The sequence below is a fragment of the Bdellovibrio sp. BIS2 genome, from assembly GCF_055398295.1.
In genome coordinates this window covers 1,572,845-1,589,253 of the sequence record NZ_AP035879.1, presented here as the reverse complement: position 1 = coordinate 1,589,253, position 16,409 = coordinate 1,572,845, and the positions used below count along the sequence as shown (strand labels likewise).

Genomic DNA, 16,409 nt, shown 5'->3' with positions numbered 1-16,409 from the left:
CCACTTTCCGGGCAGGAAAATTCACTTTCGGCGCTCTTTCAGGGCGTTTAAGCCGTAATAGGTGTAGCTCAAAGCCGATATAATGGGGACGAAGAAGAAAGCCAGGGGAATATATGAGAGGAGTCCTAATAAAAGCCCCATCAGGTACAGGGAGCCGGACTCTTCAGCTTCGATGCTTTTACGCTCGTCTTTGGAGGCATAATCCTGAAGAACGTCGTACAAAAAGACCTTCTTATTCAGCCACGCCGTCAACACCAGAGGCACCACCAACTGGCAGCCCGGAATCAGCCACAACGGCAAAGTCACCATAAAGGCCCCGACAAACAAGATCGTGGCTTTCACCGTGTTCCAAACACTGCCCGCGATGGTTCCGCCACGGCGCTTTTCAAGGTTGCGGAAGTCCTGATCCCCGACCCATTTCAGCACGATCGGCATCACAAACACCGACACAATCAAAACCGAAATCACGTAGGCCAACGGAATAAAAACCATCACCAAAAACAGCATCGCCAGCCACAGCGACAACTCGGTCAGGCCGGTGACCTGCTGCACCCACTGAAAGCCCCACAAATTGCCGATGACGCCGGCAATCCCCACAGTCCACGCACTCCAGTAAACAATAAAAAGTACCAACAGCACGAAGACAGTGGCCACCGGAGGCCCCAGAATCAAAAGAAACATCCGCAGTCGCAAGAGAGATTCAAAAGCCTGTTTCAGAGCGCGAAAAATGTTTTTCATATTCTGATTTTTTCTCTTTCCGATGCCACTGGCAAGTGCTTCAATAGAGCCACTATGCGAAAAACCATCCATCTTTTCCGTCATGGACTCACCGACTGGAACTCGCAGCTTCGCCTGCAGGGACACACAGATATTCCTCTGAACGAAGAAGGCCGCCAGCAGGCCCTGAGTCTGCAATCATTTTTCCGTGACAACCCGGTTGAATTCTTTGTCAGCAGTGATTTACAGCGCGCTCAGCAAACCGCCCACATTGCCAATCATCATCTGGCAAAGCCGATGCTGCTGCAACCGGGCTTCCGTGAAGTGAACATGGGGAAAATTGAAGGCATGACCCGTGAAGCGGTAGCGCAAGAGTACGGACCTCACGCGTGGGAAAAATGGGTGTCGGTCGATCGCAAGCATTTTGATTTTGCATTCCCGGATGCCGAAAACACCTGGGCCACGGTAGAGCGTTTTTCCGCTGCCTTGACGGCCCTGTGCGAGCAGCATGACTTTGACAGCATTGGCCTTTGCACGCATGGCCTGGCGATGCGCCGGTTCCTGCACTCTTTGCGACCGGACATCACCGAAAGCCTGCCCACTCCGAACTGCGTGGTTTACACGGTGGAATGGGACTCTGAAAGCAAAGAGTTTTATTTCAATTCATAGCGGGTCAGATCCAGATAACCGAAGTTAACCGGGTCTGATTTTTTCATGGTGATGTGCATATCATCATAGAAAGACCAGAACTTGGCATTGCTGCGACGAAGGCCGTAGCGACTGACCAGGTTCTGATAATCAGCCGCAGACTTCATTCCGCGCACCTGAATCACAAAGGCTGGCAGTTCATTTTCCTTCACGTTAAAGATCATGTTTGGATAAGAACCCCACACGCCTTCCCGCACCGTCAGAGTGTCGTTCTTCGGATCCATGCGCAAAGACTCTCCCAGAATCCAGGAAATGTTTTCGTGCTCTTTATTGTGAATGAGTGAGTATATTTTCAAACCCTTGGCGGTCTTAACATTAAGAAGAGCCAGATCCGGGAAGAACTGGGAAAACGGCGAAGAAGCCTCCGCTTTCACCGCCGCGATCTTGCGAAGCTCCTTGTTCAGCCCCTGAACTTTCCATTGCGCCTGCATGCTGTCGGGAACTTCCAGATTCTTCCAATTGATAAAGTCCCACTCACCGCGCACGGTCTCGTTCTGATGGAAGAACAGGACCTTTTGCACAAACTGCTTTTTAGTGTGATTGTCTTCGTTGAATTTTACACCCGTCGGCTCCGCGGACCCCACCGTCGGGAAAAGATACGCCATTTTTGCCTGCGCCAACAAACCGCGGTACCATGCGCGACGATAGCTCAGACGCTCTTCGGAAGGCAGGAAGGCCAGGAACAGTTCTTCTGCCTCCATGCGAATCATGTCCATGTAAACCCGGGTCAGCAACTGGTGAGACACATTGCCAAAGACATCAAAGTTCACAACCAGGTTGTACACCAGGCGTTCAAACAGCGGGTAATCCAGCATAAAGACGGTCTTGGAAAGATCCCCCACCGCCCCTTTCATCACCACTGCGTTGTCATCATGGCGAAACACCGTCAGCGTGGCGTTCGGATTCGAACCCGTCCCGTCCCAGACATCTTTCAGCGTGTAGCCTTGCGGACGAAGCTTCGCCAGTTCTTCAGTGCGAAGCTTGCGATAGTTCTCGCGATGGTCGACCAGTTTTTTGTAGAACAACGGTGTCTCTTTCACATCGACATCACTGCCCCACACCCCCGGCATCATCAAAAGACCTGCCGCTTTGTCAGCATATTTCTGCGACAACACCATGTTGTCTGACGACGGATTCAGGAAGAACACATAGAACTGCTCTTGAATGGAGTTCACCGCCATGCTGCCGTTGCAAACCGGGCCTTTGATAAAGGTGCTCACCTGATATTGAGCATCGTCCAGCAGGAACTGATAACGGGCTTTCACCGGAATGTCTTTGAACGCCACGAAAGGATTTTCCGCCACACCCGGTTCGTAGCTTGGCAATGAAGACACCTTCCAGGATTCCGCCAGGAACAGCTCTTTGTAACGCTCTAGTTTGGCCGGGCTCCATTGATACGGGATATGGGTCTTTTTCACCACCGTGCCGGGGAACTTTTTCAGGCAGTACCAGAACTTTGTCGCGCCGGGATTATCATTGGGACGACGGGTGGCGATCTCCTGAACGCCCAGCGTGCAGGCCTGTTTTGAACGCACCAGTCTGAAAAATTCCTCTGACTTTTCCGGGAAATGAATGTGTGCCAGGAAAAGATGCTCGTAAAGATAGCGACTGACCAGCTTCTGGCGAAAATTTTCCTGATTCAGGAAATCCTCCCATTCACGCACCTGTTTTTGCAATTCAACAGAGGGTGTGTTCTGACGTCTTAGTTCTTCGGCATCCGGCCCCGGGGTCCCCGCCTTCACCCAGTCCTTGAGGGTGGCAAGCTCTGTGGCATTGAGGGCTGGAAACCCGTAAGGCATCCCCAGTTCCGGCGATTTTTTAGCCAACTGCTGATAGTCCGTCATGGTCTGCGCGCACACCTGAGACTCAGAAACCTGTTTCGTGACTTTCGCATTTTTCGCTGTGGCGCGTAGCTGAGTCATCTGGAAAAACAGATTTTGGTCAGGATCTTTGCTGGTGCTGACCTCATAAAAACCACGTTTCCGCCATTCATCCGCATGGGCATCGATCCAAATACGTGAGGGCTCAACACTTTTCAGGCGAGTGCCGTCATAGACGTTTAATTTGTTCGCGCCCCTCTGGAAACCCTCAAAGTTCTGCAAATTCAACTGGCAGGGAGCATTAAAACAGCTATGGCAGGCCAGACAGCGATTGTCAAAAAGCGGTTGGATCTTGCGGGAGTAAAGAGTTGCTTCAGCTACGGCGCCAGATGGCGCCTGCGCTCTGCCGGCCATGGCCGAAAAACAAACTACAAGCATCAGAATGAATTGCATAAAATGGGACTCCCTGTGTATTCTGCAAATATAAAACTCTTTCTTGATTAAAGGAAAGATAAAGACGAGGTCGCCTATGCAAAAAATTCCGTTCCAGACAGTGCAAAATTCCATCGATAAAATCTGCAGCATCACGGAAGAAAGCGACCTGGAAAAGGCGTCCCAGCACCTTTTTGAAGTTCAACCGGATCTTGCGGGCTTCTTTATGGAGTTCATCGAGGACATGAGCGAAGGCGCTCAGGATCTGGGCTTTATGATGGCATTGATCCTGAACCGTTCTTTTGAAGAGCAGTATCAGAATCTTCGCGCAATGAACGAAGATGAAGTTATTGAACGCTTTGAAAAGAATGAAGCTGAATTTGAAAAGTATCTGCAAATCAATGACGACATGATCGCAGATCTTCAGGACAAAGCTGCACAAGCAGGCCAGCCTGAAATTCTGAACTACATCATCGAAGAGCTGTTCATGTCTCCTGAACTGGAGCCGGCTTTGGAAGCCAATGAGCAGGTTCACCTGTTCATCGTGTGCAAGTTCTTCGTGGACTGCCTGAACGATCTGGCGAACGAAACAGCCCCGGAAATGATCCGTCACTAGTGGCTCACCACTAAGGCTTTGAATTCCCAAGGCGTCTCACTTTGAGACGCCTTTTTTTTGGCTTGTGCCTTGCACCCTTAAGCCACATGAAGTTCCTCTTGTCGCTGTTATTTGTTTTCAGCTTATGGAGCCTGCCTGTTCTGGCTGGCGGTGCCCCTTTGTGCGCCGAAGTCTTCCAAATACAGGCACCGGCAGAAATCCTCTGGGGCAGCTTACGCAAAGACTTCAAACACCACACCCGCTACACCGTGGATCTGAAACAAAGCACTGCCATCAAAAACCAGTGCAACCTGGGCACCTGCCACCTGCATTCCTGGATGTCACACCTTGAAAGAAGCTATGAACAAAAAACCGGACAGACTTTGACCCTTTCCAACGAATACCTCAGCGCCCGCCACTGGCTGGAGCGCAGTCTGCAGCGACTGGAAAAGTCCTCGAAAGAAGTCGACGTCAAACTGGGGGCGGGTCCGCTGTTTTCCCGGGAAAGCATTCTGGAGTACGGCCTGATGCCGGAAGGCGCATGGAAACCAAAATCAGATTTCATGCTGAACCCACAAGCAAAAAAAATGTCTGAGTTCATTGAAAACATTCTGGTGCGCACCCAGTGGCAGGCCGAAAAAACCGCGGAAGGCCCGGCTCGTGATGCTGTCCTTCAGCAGGGACGAAATCAAATCAAAGACCTGTTCCGCCAAATGGTGGGAGAAATGCCGGCACGATTTGAATTCCAGGGAAAAACCTGGACACCGAAAGAATTTGCCAAAGCCTACTTCGAGTCCTTTGAAGGTCCGATGCTGCAGATGGTGATCAACAACAACCGCAAGGCCGCCACCGAGTTCACCAGCACCAAACAAGGCGACAAGCTGACAACCTCTGTCGACCTGGTTGAAAGCACCGCACGGGAGCTTTTGGATAACGGCCAATCCGTGTACCTATCCTACGACCATCACGCCGAGTACGTGGATGCGACCACAGGGATCATGTCCATTCGGGCCTTCCACATACCGCCTTACGCCCGCCCCGCCACTCGCCAGATGCGCGAGGCCTTTGACACAAACAGCGGCGGCCATGCTGTGCAGATCGTGGGCTACGAACTGGATCCCCGCACCGGCCGCGTGGTCAAATGGAAGATTCGCAACAGCTGGGGCCTCAACAAAGGTGATGAAGGTCACTACCACATGTATGACGATTACTTCCGCGCTTTTGCAAAGTCCATCACTGTCCCGGAAGCGGTTCTAACAAATATCCAAATGTAATATGCCAAACCCGGCGGTGATATTTGATTTTCCTGACCTTCAAGGTTGCCATGAAGGAATCCAGGAGGATCCGCCATGACACCAACAACCGATCTGACCAAGACACTTTTAAGCGTTCTTTTTATGGGGCTATTGGCGGCGATTTCCCTGTGGGTGCTGCTGCCTTTTCTGCCCGCGATGATCTGGGCGGCGATGATTGTTATTGCGACCTGGTCGACACTGCTAAAGCTGCAGGGCAAATTTAACAACAAACGTTTTCCTGCGGTCCTGACCATGGCACTGCTGATGACCGCCATCGTGATCATTCCTCTGACGGCAGCGCTGTTTTCGCTTATCACCAACCGACATGTGATTGTTTCGGGCCTGCAGGATCTGGCCAACACCCAACTGCCCCCGGCTCCGGCATGGATTGAAAATCTGCCCTTGGGCGGGGCCCGCCTTGCCGCCCGATGGAACGAACTGGCCGCCACCGCGCCTCAGGATCTGATCGAAAAAGCCCGCCCCTACATCCATCAGGCCTTCGAATGGATTGTCGGCAGCGTGGGCAGCATCACCATGCTGGTGGTTCATTGCATTCTGACGATCATCGTCGCATCGATATTTTACTCCAACGGAGAAAAAATCGCTCAATCCTGCCGCACGTTCACCCGCAGGCTGGCCGGAATTCGCGGCGAAGAAGCGCTGACCCTGGCCGCGCAATCTGTGAAGGCGGTGGCCATGGGTATTATCGGCACCGCCCTTATTCAGACCGCTCTTGGCGGTTTAGGAGCCTGGCTTGCCGGGGTTCCCAAAGCAGGACTGCTAACGGCAGTCATCCTGATTTTTTGCGTGATACAACTGGGCCCGCTCTTGCCTCTGCTGGGGGCTGTGGCCTGGCTCTATTCCCAGGATCACAACACGGCTGGAACAATTCTTTTAGGATGGGCTGTCGCCGTGGGATTGATGGATGGATTTGTCCGCCCTATCCTGATCAAGCGCGGAGCCGACCTGCCCGCCGTGGTGATCACCGTAGGCGTTTTAGGTGGAATGATTTCATTTGGTATCGTCGGACTTTTCATTGGGCCGGTCATCTTAGCCGTCACTCTGCGACTTTTAAGTGCGTGGGTGACAGAAGACCCCGAACCCACCGTATTTAAGCGGGTCATCGACAAACCTGCAGAGCCCACTCCGCCGCCGGAGATCAGTCACTGATCCCCAACAGCAAAGAAGAAGCAGTCTACAGTCGAGCAGACATCTGAGAAGGCTTCACCCGCACCGTCATTCCAGCCATGCCCCGGCAGTGCTCGGCACACTTGCGACAGATGTCGGCGCACTTGATCACCATCGGATCTTCCGGGAACTTTTCACATTCCAGCGCGGTGCGATTGCAGATCTGAAAACACAACTCGGCCGCCTGAGGGGCAAATTCCGCCTCAGCCATTTCCATTCGCGCATGCAGATCGCAGGTGTCAGCACAAAGCTGCAACAACGACGTCAGTTCGGTCTGAGCAAAGCGCATCCCCTGCTCCTGAACGTGATTGAGCGTCTCCAGACAGACCCTGTAGGTTGTAAAACAAAAATTGATACACTTCGCCGTATCGCTGTCCTGCAAAGGATTCATTTTCATAAAGCCCCCTTAAGCTCGTGGATTCTTTTTGGATGTAGACACGTTCTGAGACTCACGGCTTTCGGATTCTTCCTCGCGGTGATCGGCAGAGTGGTCCATCTGTTTGCTGCGACTGCGCTGGTGTTGAGCCTTCAAAGCCCCATCAAAGCGCTTGCTTGTTTGACTAAAACCTTTGTTTTTATGATGACCAGACATGCTAGCCTCCTTGTTGCAAAAGTTCCCTTCTAGGATAACAAAGTCATTGGATCCTCGCGTAGCTCAACCCCAAATTTGGCGAAGGAAGTGATAAGAATCAGATGCCCCTTCAAACAAATTTGCTGGCTGACAAATGGAAAAAATATACAGCCCAAGGACAAACACCGGGTTGTCCAGGCCAAATCCGGACACAAAGAAACTTGTCCGGGAAACTTCAATCCCGCCCGCAATTCTGATTGAATCGTCGCGGAATCTGGTGGAATCAGGATTCATCAAACAAACCAAAAGGAGAATTTATGAAAAATGTATTCGCAATGATCGCTTTGTTGATTTCTGCTTCCGTGGCATCCGCTCACACAGCTGATACTTCCTGGGAAGTTCTAATGGCCGACACCAACCTGAAAATCGACGCACCGGTTGTTTTCATGGGTCACGCTGTGGACTACACTTTCGTTTGCGTTGACGGAAACATGCTAAGAACCAAAAAGGCCGTTGCTCAAAAAGAAACTATCTTCATCGGTAAAAATCGCTCCAAAGAAGTCATCACGGGCTACAAATACCTTTACACTCCAATCAACTACACTCGCACAGTTTCTGACTGCAAATACATCGGCAAAAACCGTGAAGTTTGCACAGACAAAGTTGTCTCTGGCACTTACCCACTGACTGTGAATGTGAAAGTTTCCAAAAAAATGAGCTCTCGCAATGACACTTACAAATTCTTGTTCAACAAGGCTTTGACTGTTCCTTCCTGCCACTAGGCTGCATTTTTCACCCGAGGCTCTTCAACCGAGCCTCGGGTTTCACTTTTGAAACTTGCCAAATACCGTCGGCACCAATACGTCATCGGGAAACAAGCGAGGTCGTCAATGCAGGAATCCACCGCATCGATTCAGGATCAAGTCAGCCAGGACATTGGCCGGTTTTTGCAACGTCACAAAGACCCCCGCAAGGGCCTGCAGCAACTGTCGGCAAAGACCCGTATTCATACAAAGACCCTGCGACGACTGGTTTTGAAAGAACACAACCCCACTTATCAAACTTTGTACAAGCTGTACTCCTGCCTGATGGGAACCACCGATCTGGGGCAAATGCTGAATTCGGCCCCGGTTCTGATTCAAGAAAAAATGAAGCGCACCGATCCCCAGCTAAAATCCTCCCCGCTGTACAAATACAACGTCAGCATCGAACAGGAACTGATCAAGGATCCCTGCTTTTCAGAACTCTATGTACTTGCTGACACCAGGCCTTTTGACCTTAAGTTTGTCCGAAGCCGCTTTGGTGAGTACGGCCTGGATATTCTGCAGAAAATGTTGCAGATGAACGTGCTGCGCCAGCTTGAAAATGGACGGTATGCCTTGGGCAGCAATCGTTCGACATTTTCCGCCGAAGCAATCAAGGCTGTGGGCCTGCGCCTGACAGAAAAGTATTCCAAACCCGCGCGGACGGATGAAAATTACGCGAACTATATGAATTTGTTTTTTGAATCCATCAACGAAGCCACCTATCGCAAGTGGCTCGATATCGACGTGCAGGCCTTTAAGGATAAAATGCGCCTGCTGGAAGATCCTTCGTCCCGAGGATCTTTGCCCATTTTTATGTTCAATGTTATCGACACTCTTCAGGAGCCCTCATGAAGCAATTTATCAGCGTTCTTTTACTGATCCTTTTAGCGGCCTCACAAGGCTCTGCCCGCGGCGGCGGTTCGGCCGGCGGCTCAGGGAATTCCTCCCCGAAAAATGGCAGCAACAAATAACCATGACGAACTCCAAAGGCGTTTTTGATCACACCACCCACTGGGCGGTTTTATGTTTTGAGGCGCTGAAGATTTCGATGCGATGTAAGCTGAAAATGGCAACTCAAAAGTGGTCTGCGCGACTGGATTTGAACCAGCGACCTCTTGCACCCCAAGCAAGTGCTCTACCAAGCTGAGCCACGCGCAGACGACCCCAATATCGTACAAAGCCATTTAACTTTACGGCAAGCAGCTTTTGGGACCTTCCACGCATAACAAACAGGAACCGTCTAAAACAAAAAAGGCCTCGTAAGAGGCCTTTTTTTAAAACTATTTGAAAATCTGACGGACTCTGCGGATGTCGAGGATCAGATCCTCCACCGCTTCGTTGATGCCCTCAAGTTTGTGGTACACTTGAGTCATGTCTTTTTCTTTCTTCACGTGAGCTTTCAGCTCTTTCATCGCATTGCGTGCACCCTCGATAGAGAAGCGGTCACGGTGCAAAAGCTTTCTGATCAACAAAGCATTTTCCACGTCTTTACGAGTGTACATGCGCTGATTATTGGAAGCTTTTTTAGGACGAAGAACTTCAAACTCTGTTTCCCAGTAACGAAGAACATATTGTTTGATGCCCAGGATTTCGGCCACGTCGCCGATCTTGAAACCCATTTTGTCCGGAATGGCATTGATTTCTTCCAGAAGCTTCTCATCACACAGCATCGCTGGGATGGAAATTGGAGTCGCCACCGTCACAGGAACGGAAGTGGCTTTTTCGGTCTCTTCGACAAAATCAATATGATGATCCCCTAGCGACAGCTCGGAGCTGTCAGCCTCCAGGGACGGATTACTCATTGTCGTCGTAGTCATCATCATCGTCCTCATCTTTTAAGTGAGCGTACTCTTCACCGTTCAACATCGCCTTCAAAACCTGAGACGGACGGAAAGTAAGAACACGGCGTGCAGAGATCTTGATCTGCTCCCCTGTTTGCGGGTTGCGACCAATACGCTCGTTCTTGCCACGAACAACGAAATTACCGAAACCAGAAATCTTAACTTTTTCACCATCTTGAAGAACAGTCTTCAAGGTGTCGAAAACAAGTTCCACCAATTCAGAAGCCTCTTTCTTGGAGAAACCGATCTTCTGATATACGTTCTCGACGATATCGGCCTTAGTCACAGTTGATTTACCTAAGTTCTGGCCTGCCATAATAGTCATTCACTCCATTAAAATTCTTCAAGTGCTACATAAGCTGATCCAGCTTTCGCCCCTGCCGGGGCTGCAGCACTTCCGGCTGAAGCCGATACATAAAGCCTAACAACTAACTGAAAACAATCAAGAATTTATCTCACAGAAAGATCAAAATTCTTCTTCAAACTCTCTAGAATCTTGGTTGTTGTCTCGTTAATCTGGGTTTCTTGCAGTGTGGCATTTTTATCCTGCAGCCAAATACGAATCGCCACGGACTTCTTGCCCGCTTCCATCTTTTCGCCTTCATACAGGTCAAAGACGTCCACATTCAGAAGCAAACCAGCTCCAGCCTTCCGAATGTCTTTCAGGACATCGCCGACTTTCAGGGTTTTTGGCATCACAAAGGCGAAGTCACGCTCCACAATCGGGAACTTGGACACGCTTTGGATACGATATGGACGAGGCTGGCCTTTATAAAGCTGATCCAGATCCAATTCAGCCAAAGCCGCAGGAACACGGATCTTATTGTCCTCAAGCAGAAGCGGATGAAGTGTCCCGATGAAGCCCACTTTCTTACCTTCCACCAAAAGCTGCGCGAACTGCCCTTGATGCAAGAACTCTGGAACTTCGGACTTATTCGCAGGAGTCACCCACGTGTAAGAAGAGATATTCAAAGACTTCAAAAGAACTTCAACTGCCGCTTTAAGTTCGTAAACAACCGGATAATCCAGGGATTTGTTCCAAAGGTTGCTTGCGCGACCCCAGATAGCCATCCCGGCACGGCTGCCTTCCGCAAAACTGCCGTCATCCTTAACAAAGAACGTGCTGCCGATCTCAAACAGTCGACCCTGCATGTTGCCAGCGTGGAAGTTATGGTTCAGGTTTCTGAACAGACCAAAGCTCAGGGAACTTCTCATCACATCCATTTCCTCATTCAGAGGATTCAGGATGCGGATTTCCTTTTCAGTGGCTGCCAGACCCGTCGCTTTCAAAGCCTCCAAAGAACCCAAGAATGCTTTTTGAGCTTTGGAACCAACAAAGGCAAAGTTCACCGCTTGCTGGAAGCCCTCACCACGCAACAGTTCGCTGGTGGTACGGTTCAACATGAAAGTCTTATCCTGGAAGCTTGGAGCTGCCGCCAAAGCCGGCAACGCCTCTGGAATATGCTCATACCCGTTCAGGCGAGCGTATTCTTCCACCAGGTCCATGTCCTGTTCGATATCGAAACGGAAGGTCGGCGGCAGAATCGTGAAAGTTTCGCCGTTTTTGTTGATTTCACAACCCAGACGTTTCATGAAGTCGACGAACTTGTGTTCTTCAGCCTCATAACCCAAACGATCAGAAACCGTTTTGATGGTGATATCCACCGGCGCTTTTTTCACCGGATTTGGATAGAAGTCATGATGATCTGCATAAGCTTCGCCACCCGCCACTTCCAAAATCAAAGCGGCTGCACGGTTCAAGCCGCGCAAAGTTCCATCCGGATCCACACCACGGGCAAAGCGGTAAGAAGAATCCGTGTCGATACCGTGAGATCGTGAAGTTTTACGCGCACTCATCGGCAGGAAGTAAGCCGCTTCCAGGAACACTTCGGTCGTGGAATCAGAAACGCCCGAGTTTTTGCCACCCACAACACCCGCCAGACACACCGGATGATTCACATCACGAATGGTCAGTTCAGCGCCGTTCAGAGCGATTTCAGTTCCGTCCAGTGTGATGAATTTTTCACCAGCAACGGCACGGTCCACGATGATTTTTTTACCGTTGATGAAGGCCGCATCAAAGGCGTGCAATGGCTGACCCAGCTCCAACATCACGTAGTTTGTCACGTCCACGATGTTGTTGATGGAATTCATGCCTACGCTTTCAAGACGCGCTTTCAACCAAGCAGGACTTGGTCCCACTTTCACACCCTTCAAGAAACGACCCGCATAACGAGGGCACAGATCGAAGGCTTTGACGTCCAAAGCAATTTCAGACTTGGTGGATTTGCCGTTGGTTTTGATTTCAGAGGAAGGCACTTTCAGTTCTTTACCGAACAAAGTGGAAACCTCACGCGCCAAACCGAAGTGCGACAGACAGTCTGCACGGTTCGCCGTCACTTTCAGTTCGAAAGTCACGTCGTCATAACCGCCGTATTCCGCATAAGCTTTACCCACCGGAGCATCCGCTGGCAAAATCGCGATGCCTTCCGATTCCGTCGCCAGGCCCAGCTCTTTCAAAGAGCACAGCATGCCGGCAGAATCCACACCACGAACCGCTGATTTTTTAATCGCAAAATTGCCCGGCAGTACTGCCCCCGGCAAAGCCACGATCACACGGTCCCCCGCTTTGTGGTTTTGTGCGCCACACACGATTTGATGAACCACACCCTCGCCCGTGGAAACACGGCACAGGGAAAGCTTATCCGCATTCGGGTGTTTGTCTTTTTCAAGGATGTGACCAATCACCACGTGATTGAAGTCTTTTGCGCGATTGGTGATTTCTTCAACCTCCAAACCGCCACGGGTCAAAGCTTCCGCCAGCACTTCCGGCTTTTGGAAGAATTCGGTCACATCAACATAATCATGGAGCCATTTTAAACTGATCTTCATTTTACAAACTGCCTTAAGAATCTTACGTCGTTTTCAGGGAACAAACGGATGTCTTCGATGCCGTACTTGATGATGGCCATACGCTCAACACCAAAGCCGAAGGCAAAGCCCTGCCACTTAGGATATTCAATTTTTGCCGCCTGGAACACTTTCGGGTTCACCAGACCGCAACCGCCGATTTCAATCCAGCCGCTTTGTTTGCACAAAGAACAGCCTTTGCCTTTACAGATCGGGCAAGAGCAATCCACTTCCGCAGATGGCTCGGTAAACGGAAAATAGCTTGGACGGAAACGGGTTTTCAGACCCGGACCGAAGAACTCACGCACGAAGAAGCTGATGGTCCCTTTCAGGTCCGCCATCGAGATTTTCTCATCCACGCACAAAGCTTCAATCTGATGGAAGTTCGGCAAGTGAGAAATATCGCTGTCGCAACGGAACACCGGACCCGTCCCGATCACACGCAGAGGAAGCTCTTCATTTTCCAAAGAATGGATTTGAATCGGTGAAGTGTGAGTTCTCAAAACGTGGGTTTTGTCGACGAAGAAGGTGTCGGCCATGTCACGCGCCGGGTGATCCGCCGGAATGTTCAGGGCTTCAAAGTTATAATAATCCTTCTCGATCATCGGACCCGTGCGGATGCTGTAACCCAAGCGGGACATCACGGTGAAGATTTCTTCCACCACGATATTCACCGGGTGCGCGGTCCCCTTTGGCTGGGAGAACGCCGGCAAGGTCATGTCGATTTCCTCGGCCGCCATTTTGGCAGAGATCTCTTTCTTTTTCAGAGCGTCTTCTGCTTCGGTGTATGCGGCTTCCAGAAGCTGCTTCACTTCATTTACTTTTTTACCAAACAGAGGCTTTTCCTCTTTTGGCAAAGAAGCCATTTCTTTCATGATTTCAGTCAGGGACCCGCTTTTACCCAGGTACTGAACTTTCAGATCATAGAGGTCTTTGGAGCTGGGGGCCGCTTTAAAGGCCGCCAGGGCGTTATCTTTGATGGAATCAAGTTTGGTCGTCGACATAGGTTCTCAATATCCCCCCGGAGGCCCGTATTTTCAAGCATTTAGCTTTTACACACGGCGCAGAAAAGACTTGAGGTTTAAGGGCTTTAGACCTATGTTCCCCCGACTGCTATGGCCCATAAGAACAAGACCAACTACAGTCCGTATAAAGCCCGCCAAGAAGCCCGTCATGGGTCCAAAGGCGCTGGCGCACCTCCTGCGACCTCCAACATGGGCCGCCATAAGAAACCAGAGACGATCTATGACATCCATGAGGCCAATGACCGCCTTGCTGATGTCTTCCGCAATCACGGATTTGATCTGGTCAGCCACAGCCAAAGACAGCAACTGGCGCACTTTTACCGCCTTTTGATGCTGAATCAGGAAAAAGAGAACTTCACAAGACTTCTGAAATTGCGTGACGTGGCCATCAAGCACTTCATCGACAGCATCATTATCACAAAATATACAAACCTGCAGTTCCCACTGCTGGACGTGGGCACGGGCCCCGGCTTCCCGGGGATTCCCCTTAAAATCATGTACCCGGATCAACAGATCCTGTTGGGCGAAGGCGTTCAGCGCCGTGTGGAATTCCTCAAGCATGTCCGCAGCGAAATGAACCTGCCAAAACTCGACATTCTGGGCCGCAATATCAACAAACATTGCGTGTACCCTGTTCGCGGCGCCATCACCCGCGCGGTGGAAGATATCGGCAACACTCTGGGGAACGTGATGAGCTGCCTTGAAGTCGGCGGCCGCGTTTACTTCATGAAAGGCCCCGGCGTGGGACCTGAAATTGAAGCCGCCAAAAAGGACTGGAGCGAGTACTACAAACTGGTTCAGGACGTGGCGTATTCCCTGCCGCAAACTCCGCATGAACGCCGTCTGGTCGTTTATGAAAAAATCAAAAACATGCCTTTGCCGGAAGAAGATGAAGGCGAAGAGCTGTTGATGGACGAGCTTTCCAACGAAGAAAAAAGACGCTGGGCTAAATACTGATGTCAAACTCCACCCAGAACACTTCATTGCAACTGGCACGTTTGCAGCACCGTAAAGGGGCGCTGCACGAGGCCCGTTTATTGAGTGAAGAAGCCATGGTGGAGGCTTCAGCCCAAGGACTTTCCCAGGACTGGATCGAATCTGCCCGTCTGTACTTCCAATGCTGTCATGAGCTGGAAGAACTTTCTGAAGCCCAGTCCGTGATCGATCAGACTCTCACTTTAAGTCGCAACACAAGCGATGAGCGCCTGCAGGCCATGGCTGAAAACCTGATCGGTTCCTGGCTTTTGGCGAACGGCAAATTGCAGGAATCCGAAGACTACATCAATTCTGCTATCGCCAAAGCCACTCAAACTGGTGACTTGGACACTCTGGTGCGCGCCCTGTTCACCAACGCGATGACTCGCGCTTTTGAACCGGCCCAGTTTGCGCAAAGCCTGTTGCAACTAAACAAGCTCGACACCATTTTGGCTGAAATGGACAACGCCGAAATGCAGTTGACCTCCCGCCTGCTCCGCACCCACATCTTCACCCAAACCGGGAAACTGGAAGCGGCGAATGATCTTTTGTGGGACTGCTATGAACAAGCCAAACTGCACGGCTTTCATCTGCTGATTTCCCGTATTCTGGCGCAAATGGCCCATGTGAACCGCGAGCTCGGTAACAAAGAAGCTTATCGCATTTACGCAGAGCTGGCATTGCGTGGAACTGACAAAACCCGTCTGCCGCGCGTTTATAAGTTCATCCGCCAAATGTGCCCGGAGGACATTGTTAAGAATGCGCCTCAGTTTGACTTCCAGATCGACGAGGCCGCGCGCAGTGTTCAAGAGCGCAACAAGGGTCTGATCGACTTCCGCAATCAGCACATTCTCTTTGACCTGGCTTTGTTGTTCATTAAAAAGGCCGGCACCCGTTATTCCAAGGAAGATTTGATCGAGATCATTTGGCAGCAGGCTTACGACCCTGAACTGCATGACAATCTGATTTACGTTTCGATCAAACGACTGCGCGCGCTGCTTGAGCCTGACATGGAAAGTCCAAGGTACATCCTGCGCGACCGCAAAGGTTATTACTTTAATCCGCAATCATCTGTGCATTTCAGACAATCGGAGGAAGCCACTTTATGAAAACACTCCTGTTAGTTCTTCTCGCTGTTTTCAGTATTTCAGCCCATGCCCGCGGCCCGGGTGGTGACCCCGTCATTCCATGGCCAACGGTTGTTTCACTGACTCCGGTCACTTGCGAACAACTTCAGGGCGACTGGGTGGCTTACGATCACAACTCCATCTGGTTTGTGAATCTGGAAATGCGTGAAGGCGATGCCCTTTCCACTTTACGAATTAAGTCCAATGCCCTGTTCACTCATAAAGCCACAGGCTGGCTGGAAGCCAGTGGTCCGATGTTCTATGGCAAGATCGCCATGGATCTGACCCACTTCTATGACGTGATTGTCTTTAGAGACCTGGACGGCACCAAGATTCGTATTATCAAAGGTCCGCAGAAGTACTTCGACCTGAAACTTTACCGCCGCGAGTAGGATCAGC

At 50.8% G+C, this 16,409-nt stretch carries 18 protein-coding genes and 1 tRNA gene; 10 read left to right on the top strand and 9 right to left on the bottom strand.

What is annotated here, in order from left to right; genetic code table 11:
* Window positions 1–21: 21 nt before the first annotated feature.
* On the bottom strand, window positions 22–738 hold the full coding sequence (locus ACZ520_RS07605) for an EI24 domain-containing protein (RefSeq protein WP_464127878.1): 717 nt from the start codon (window positions 736–738) through the stop codon (window positions 22–24).
* Window positions 739–792: 54 nt separating this feature from the next.
* Here ACZ520_RS07605 and ACZ520_RS07600 point away from each other — a divergent pair, with 54 nt between their 5' ends.
* The gene (locus tag ACZ520_RS07600; protein WP_416481141.1) at window positions 793–1,386 is read left to right on the top strand and encodes a histidine phosphatase family protein; all 594 of its coding nucleotides are present in this window, start codon (window positions 793–795) and stop codon (window positions 1,384–1,386) included.
* On the opposite strand, the gene ACZ520_RS07595 is transcribed toward ACZ520_RS07600, so the two are convergent.
* A complete protein-coding gene (locus ACZ520_RS07595) occupies window positions 1,371–3,698 on the bottom strand; it encodes a fatty acid cis/trans isomerase (protein ID WP_464127877.1) in 2,328 nt (775 codons plus the stop codon). The genes ACZ520_RS07600 and ACZ520_RS07595 overlap by 16 nt on opposite strands.
* A 76-nt stretch (window positions 3,699–3,774) precedes the next feature.
* Between ACZ520_RS07595 and ACZ520_RS07590 the strand changes: the two genes are divergently transcribed.
* The 3 genes from ACZ520_RS07590 to ydiK all read left to right on the top strand — a co-directional run bounded on the left by ACZ520_RS07590 (window position 3,775) and on the right by ydiK (window position 6,737).
* Window positions 3,775–4,293: a hypothetical protein gene (locus ACZ520_RS07590; protein WP_011164127.1), complete on the top strand. Its 519-nt coding sequence runs from the start codon at window positions 3,775–3,777 to the stop codon at window positions 4,291–4,293.
* An 86-nt stretch (window positions 4,294–4,379) separates the two neighbouring features.
* Entirely contained in the window at window positions 4,380–5,546 is a 1,167-nt protein-coding gene (locus ACZ520_RS07585) for a C1 family peptidase (protein WP_417869530.1), read from the top strand.
* A 75-nt stretch (window positions 5,547–5,621) separates the two neighbouring features.
* Window positions 5,622–6,737: an AI-2E family transporter YdiK gene (gene ydiK, locus ACZ520_RS07580; protein ID WP_464127876.1), complete on the top strand. Its 1,116-nt coding sequence runs from the start codon at window positions 5,622–5,624 to the stop codon at window positions 6,735–6,737.
* Between the two features lie 25 nt (window positions 6,738–6,762).
* On the opposite strand, the gene ACZ520_RS07575 is transcribed toward ydiK, so the two are convergent.
* Together ACZ520_RS07575 and ACZ520_RS07570 are read right to left on the bottom strand one after the other, a co-directional pair.
* The gene (locus ACZ520_RS07575) at window positions 6,763–7,152 is read right to left on the bottom strand and encodes a four-helix bundle copper-binding protein (protein WP_374032697.1); all 390 of its coding nucleotides are present in this window, start codon (window positions 7,150–7,152) and stop codon (window positions 6,763–6,765) included.
* A 9-nt stretch (window positions 7,153–7,161) separates the two neighbouring features.
* The gene (locus ACZ520_RS07570) at window positions 7,162–7,347 is read right to left on the bottom strand and encodes a hypothetical protein (protein WP_374032696.1); all 186 of its coding nucleotides are present in this window, start codon (window positions 7,345–7,347) and stop codon (window positions 7,162–7,164) included.
* Window positions 7,348–7,643: 296 nt separating this feature from the next.
* Here ACZ520_RS07570 and ACZ520_RS07565 point away from each other — a divergent pair, with 296 nt between their 5' ends.
* The 3 genes from ACZ520_RS07565 to ACZ520_RS07555 all read left to right on the top strand — a co-directional run bounded on the left by ACZ520_RS07565 (window position 7,644) and on the right by ACZ520_RS07555 (window position 9,103).
* Window positions 7,644–8,108 carry a hypothetical protein gene (locus tag ACZ520_RS07565; protein ID WP_416481136.1) on the top strand — a complete coding sequence of 155 codons (465 nt, stop codon included), beginning with the start codon at window positions 7,644–7,646 and terminating at the stop codon, window positions 8,106–8,108.
* Window positions 8,109–8,216: 108 nt separating this feature from the next.
* Window positions 8,217–8,984 (top strand): hypothetical protein, encoded by a 768-nt coding sequence (locus ACZ520_RS07560; RefSeq protein ID WP_416481135.1) that lies wholly within the window; start codon window positions 8,217–8,219, stop codon window positions 8,982–8,984.
* On the top strand, window positions 8,981–9,103 hold the full coding sequence (locus ACZ520_RS07555) for a hypothetical protein (RefSeq protein ID WP_374032693.1): 123 nt from the start codon (window positions 8,981–8,983) through the stop codon (window positions 9,101–9,103). Before ACZ520_RS07560 ends, ACZ520_RS07555 begins: the two co-directional genes overlap by 4 nt.
* A 110-nt stretch (window positions 9,104–9,213) precedes the next feature.
* Here the strand turns inward: ACZ520_RS07555 and ACZ520_RS07550 are convergent.
* The 5 genes from ACZ520_RS07550 to pheS all read right to left on the bottom strand — a co-directional run bounded on the left by ACZ520_RS07550 (window position 9,214) and on the right by pheS (window position 13,887).
* Window positions 9,214–9,290: transfer RNA gene (locus ACZ520_RS07550), tRNA-Pro, on the bottom strand.
* 122 nt (window positions 9,291–9,412) lie between these two features.
* Complete coding sequence (locus ACZ520_RS07545) at window positions 9,413–9,955, bottom strand: MerR family transcriptional regulator (RefSeq protein WP_464127875.1); 543 nt, start codon at window positions 9,953–9,955, stop codon at window positions 9,413–9,415.
* Complete coding sequence (locus ACZ520_RS07540; protein ID WP_038451770.1) at window positions 9,927–10,259, bottom strand: integration host factor subunit alpha; 333 nt, start codon at window positions 10,257–10,259, stop codon at window positions 9,927–9,929. Before ACZ520_RS07540 ends, ACZ520_RS07545 begins: the two co-directional genes overlap by 29 nt.
* Window positions 10,260–10,423: 164 nt before the next feature.
* Window positions 10,424–12,865, bottom strand: a complete 2,442-nt coding sequence (gene pheT / locus ACZ520_RS07535) for a phenylalanine--tRNA ligase subunit beta (RefSeq protein ID WP_464127874.1) — start codon at window positions 12,863–12,865, stop codon at window positions 10,424–10,426.
* Complete coding sequence (gene pheS, locus ACZ520_RS07530; protein ID WP_011164114.1) at window positions 12,862–13,887, bottom strand: phenylalanine--tRNA ligase subunit alpha; 1,026 nt, start codon at window positions 13,885–13,887, stop codon at window positions 12,862–12,864. Before pheS ends, pheT begins: the two co-directional genes overlap by 4 nt.
* A gap of 111 nt (window positions 13,888–13,998) precedes the next feature.
* Between pheS and ACZ520_RS07525 the strand changes: the two genes are divergently transcribed.
* From ACZ520_RS07525 to ACZ520_RS07515, 3 genes are read left to right on the top strand one after another with little or no spacing between them, the layout of a single operon-like run.
* Entirely contained in the window at window positions 13,999–14,865 is an 867-nt protein-coding gene (locus ACZ520_RS07525) for a 16S rRNA (guanine(527)-N(7))-methyltransferase RsmG (RefSeq protein ID WP_416481132.1), read from the top strand.
* Window positions 14,865–15,992, top strand: coding sequence for a winged helix-turn-helix domain-containing protein (locus tag ACZ520_RS07520; protein ID WP_374032687.1), 1,128 nt, complete (start codon window positions 14,865–14,867; stop codon window positions 15,990–15,992). The genes ACZ520_RS07525 and ACZ520_RS07520 overlap by 1 nt, the downstream gene beginning before the upstream one ends.
* A complete protein-coding gene (locus ACZ520_RS07515; RefSeq protein WP_374032686.1) occupies window positions 15,989–16,402 on the top strand; it encodes a hypothetical protein in 414 nt (137 codons plus the stop codon). Before ACZ520_RS07520 ends, ACZ520_RS07515 begins: the two co-directional genes overlap by 4 nt.
* Window positions 16,403–16,409: the final 7 nt, after the last annotated feature.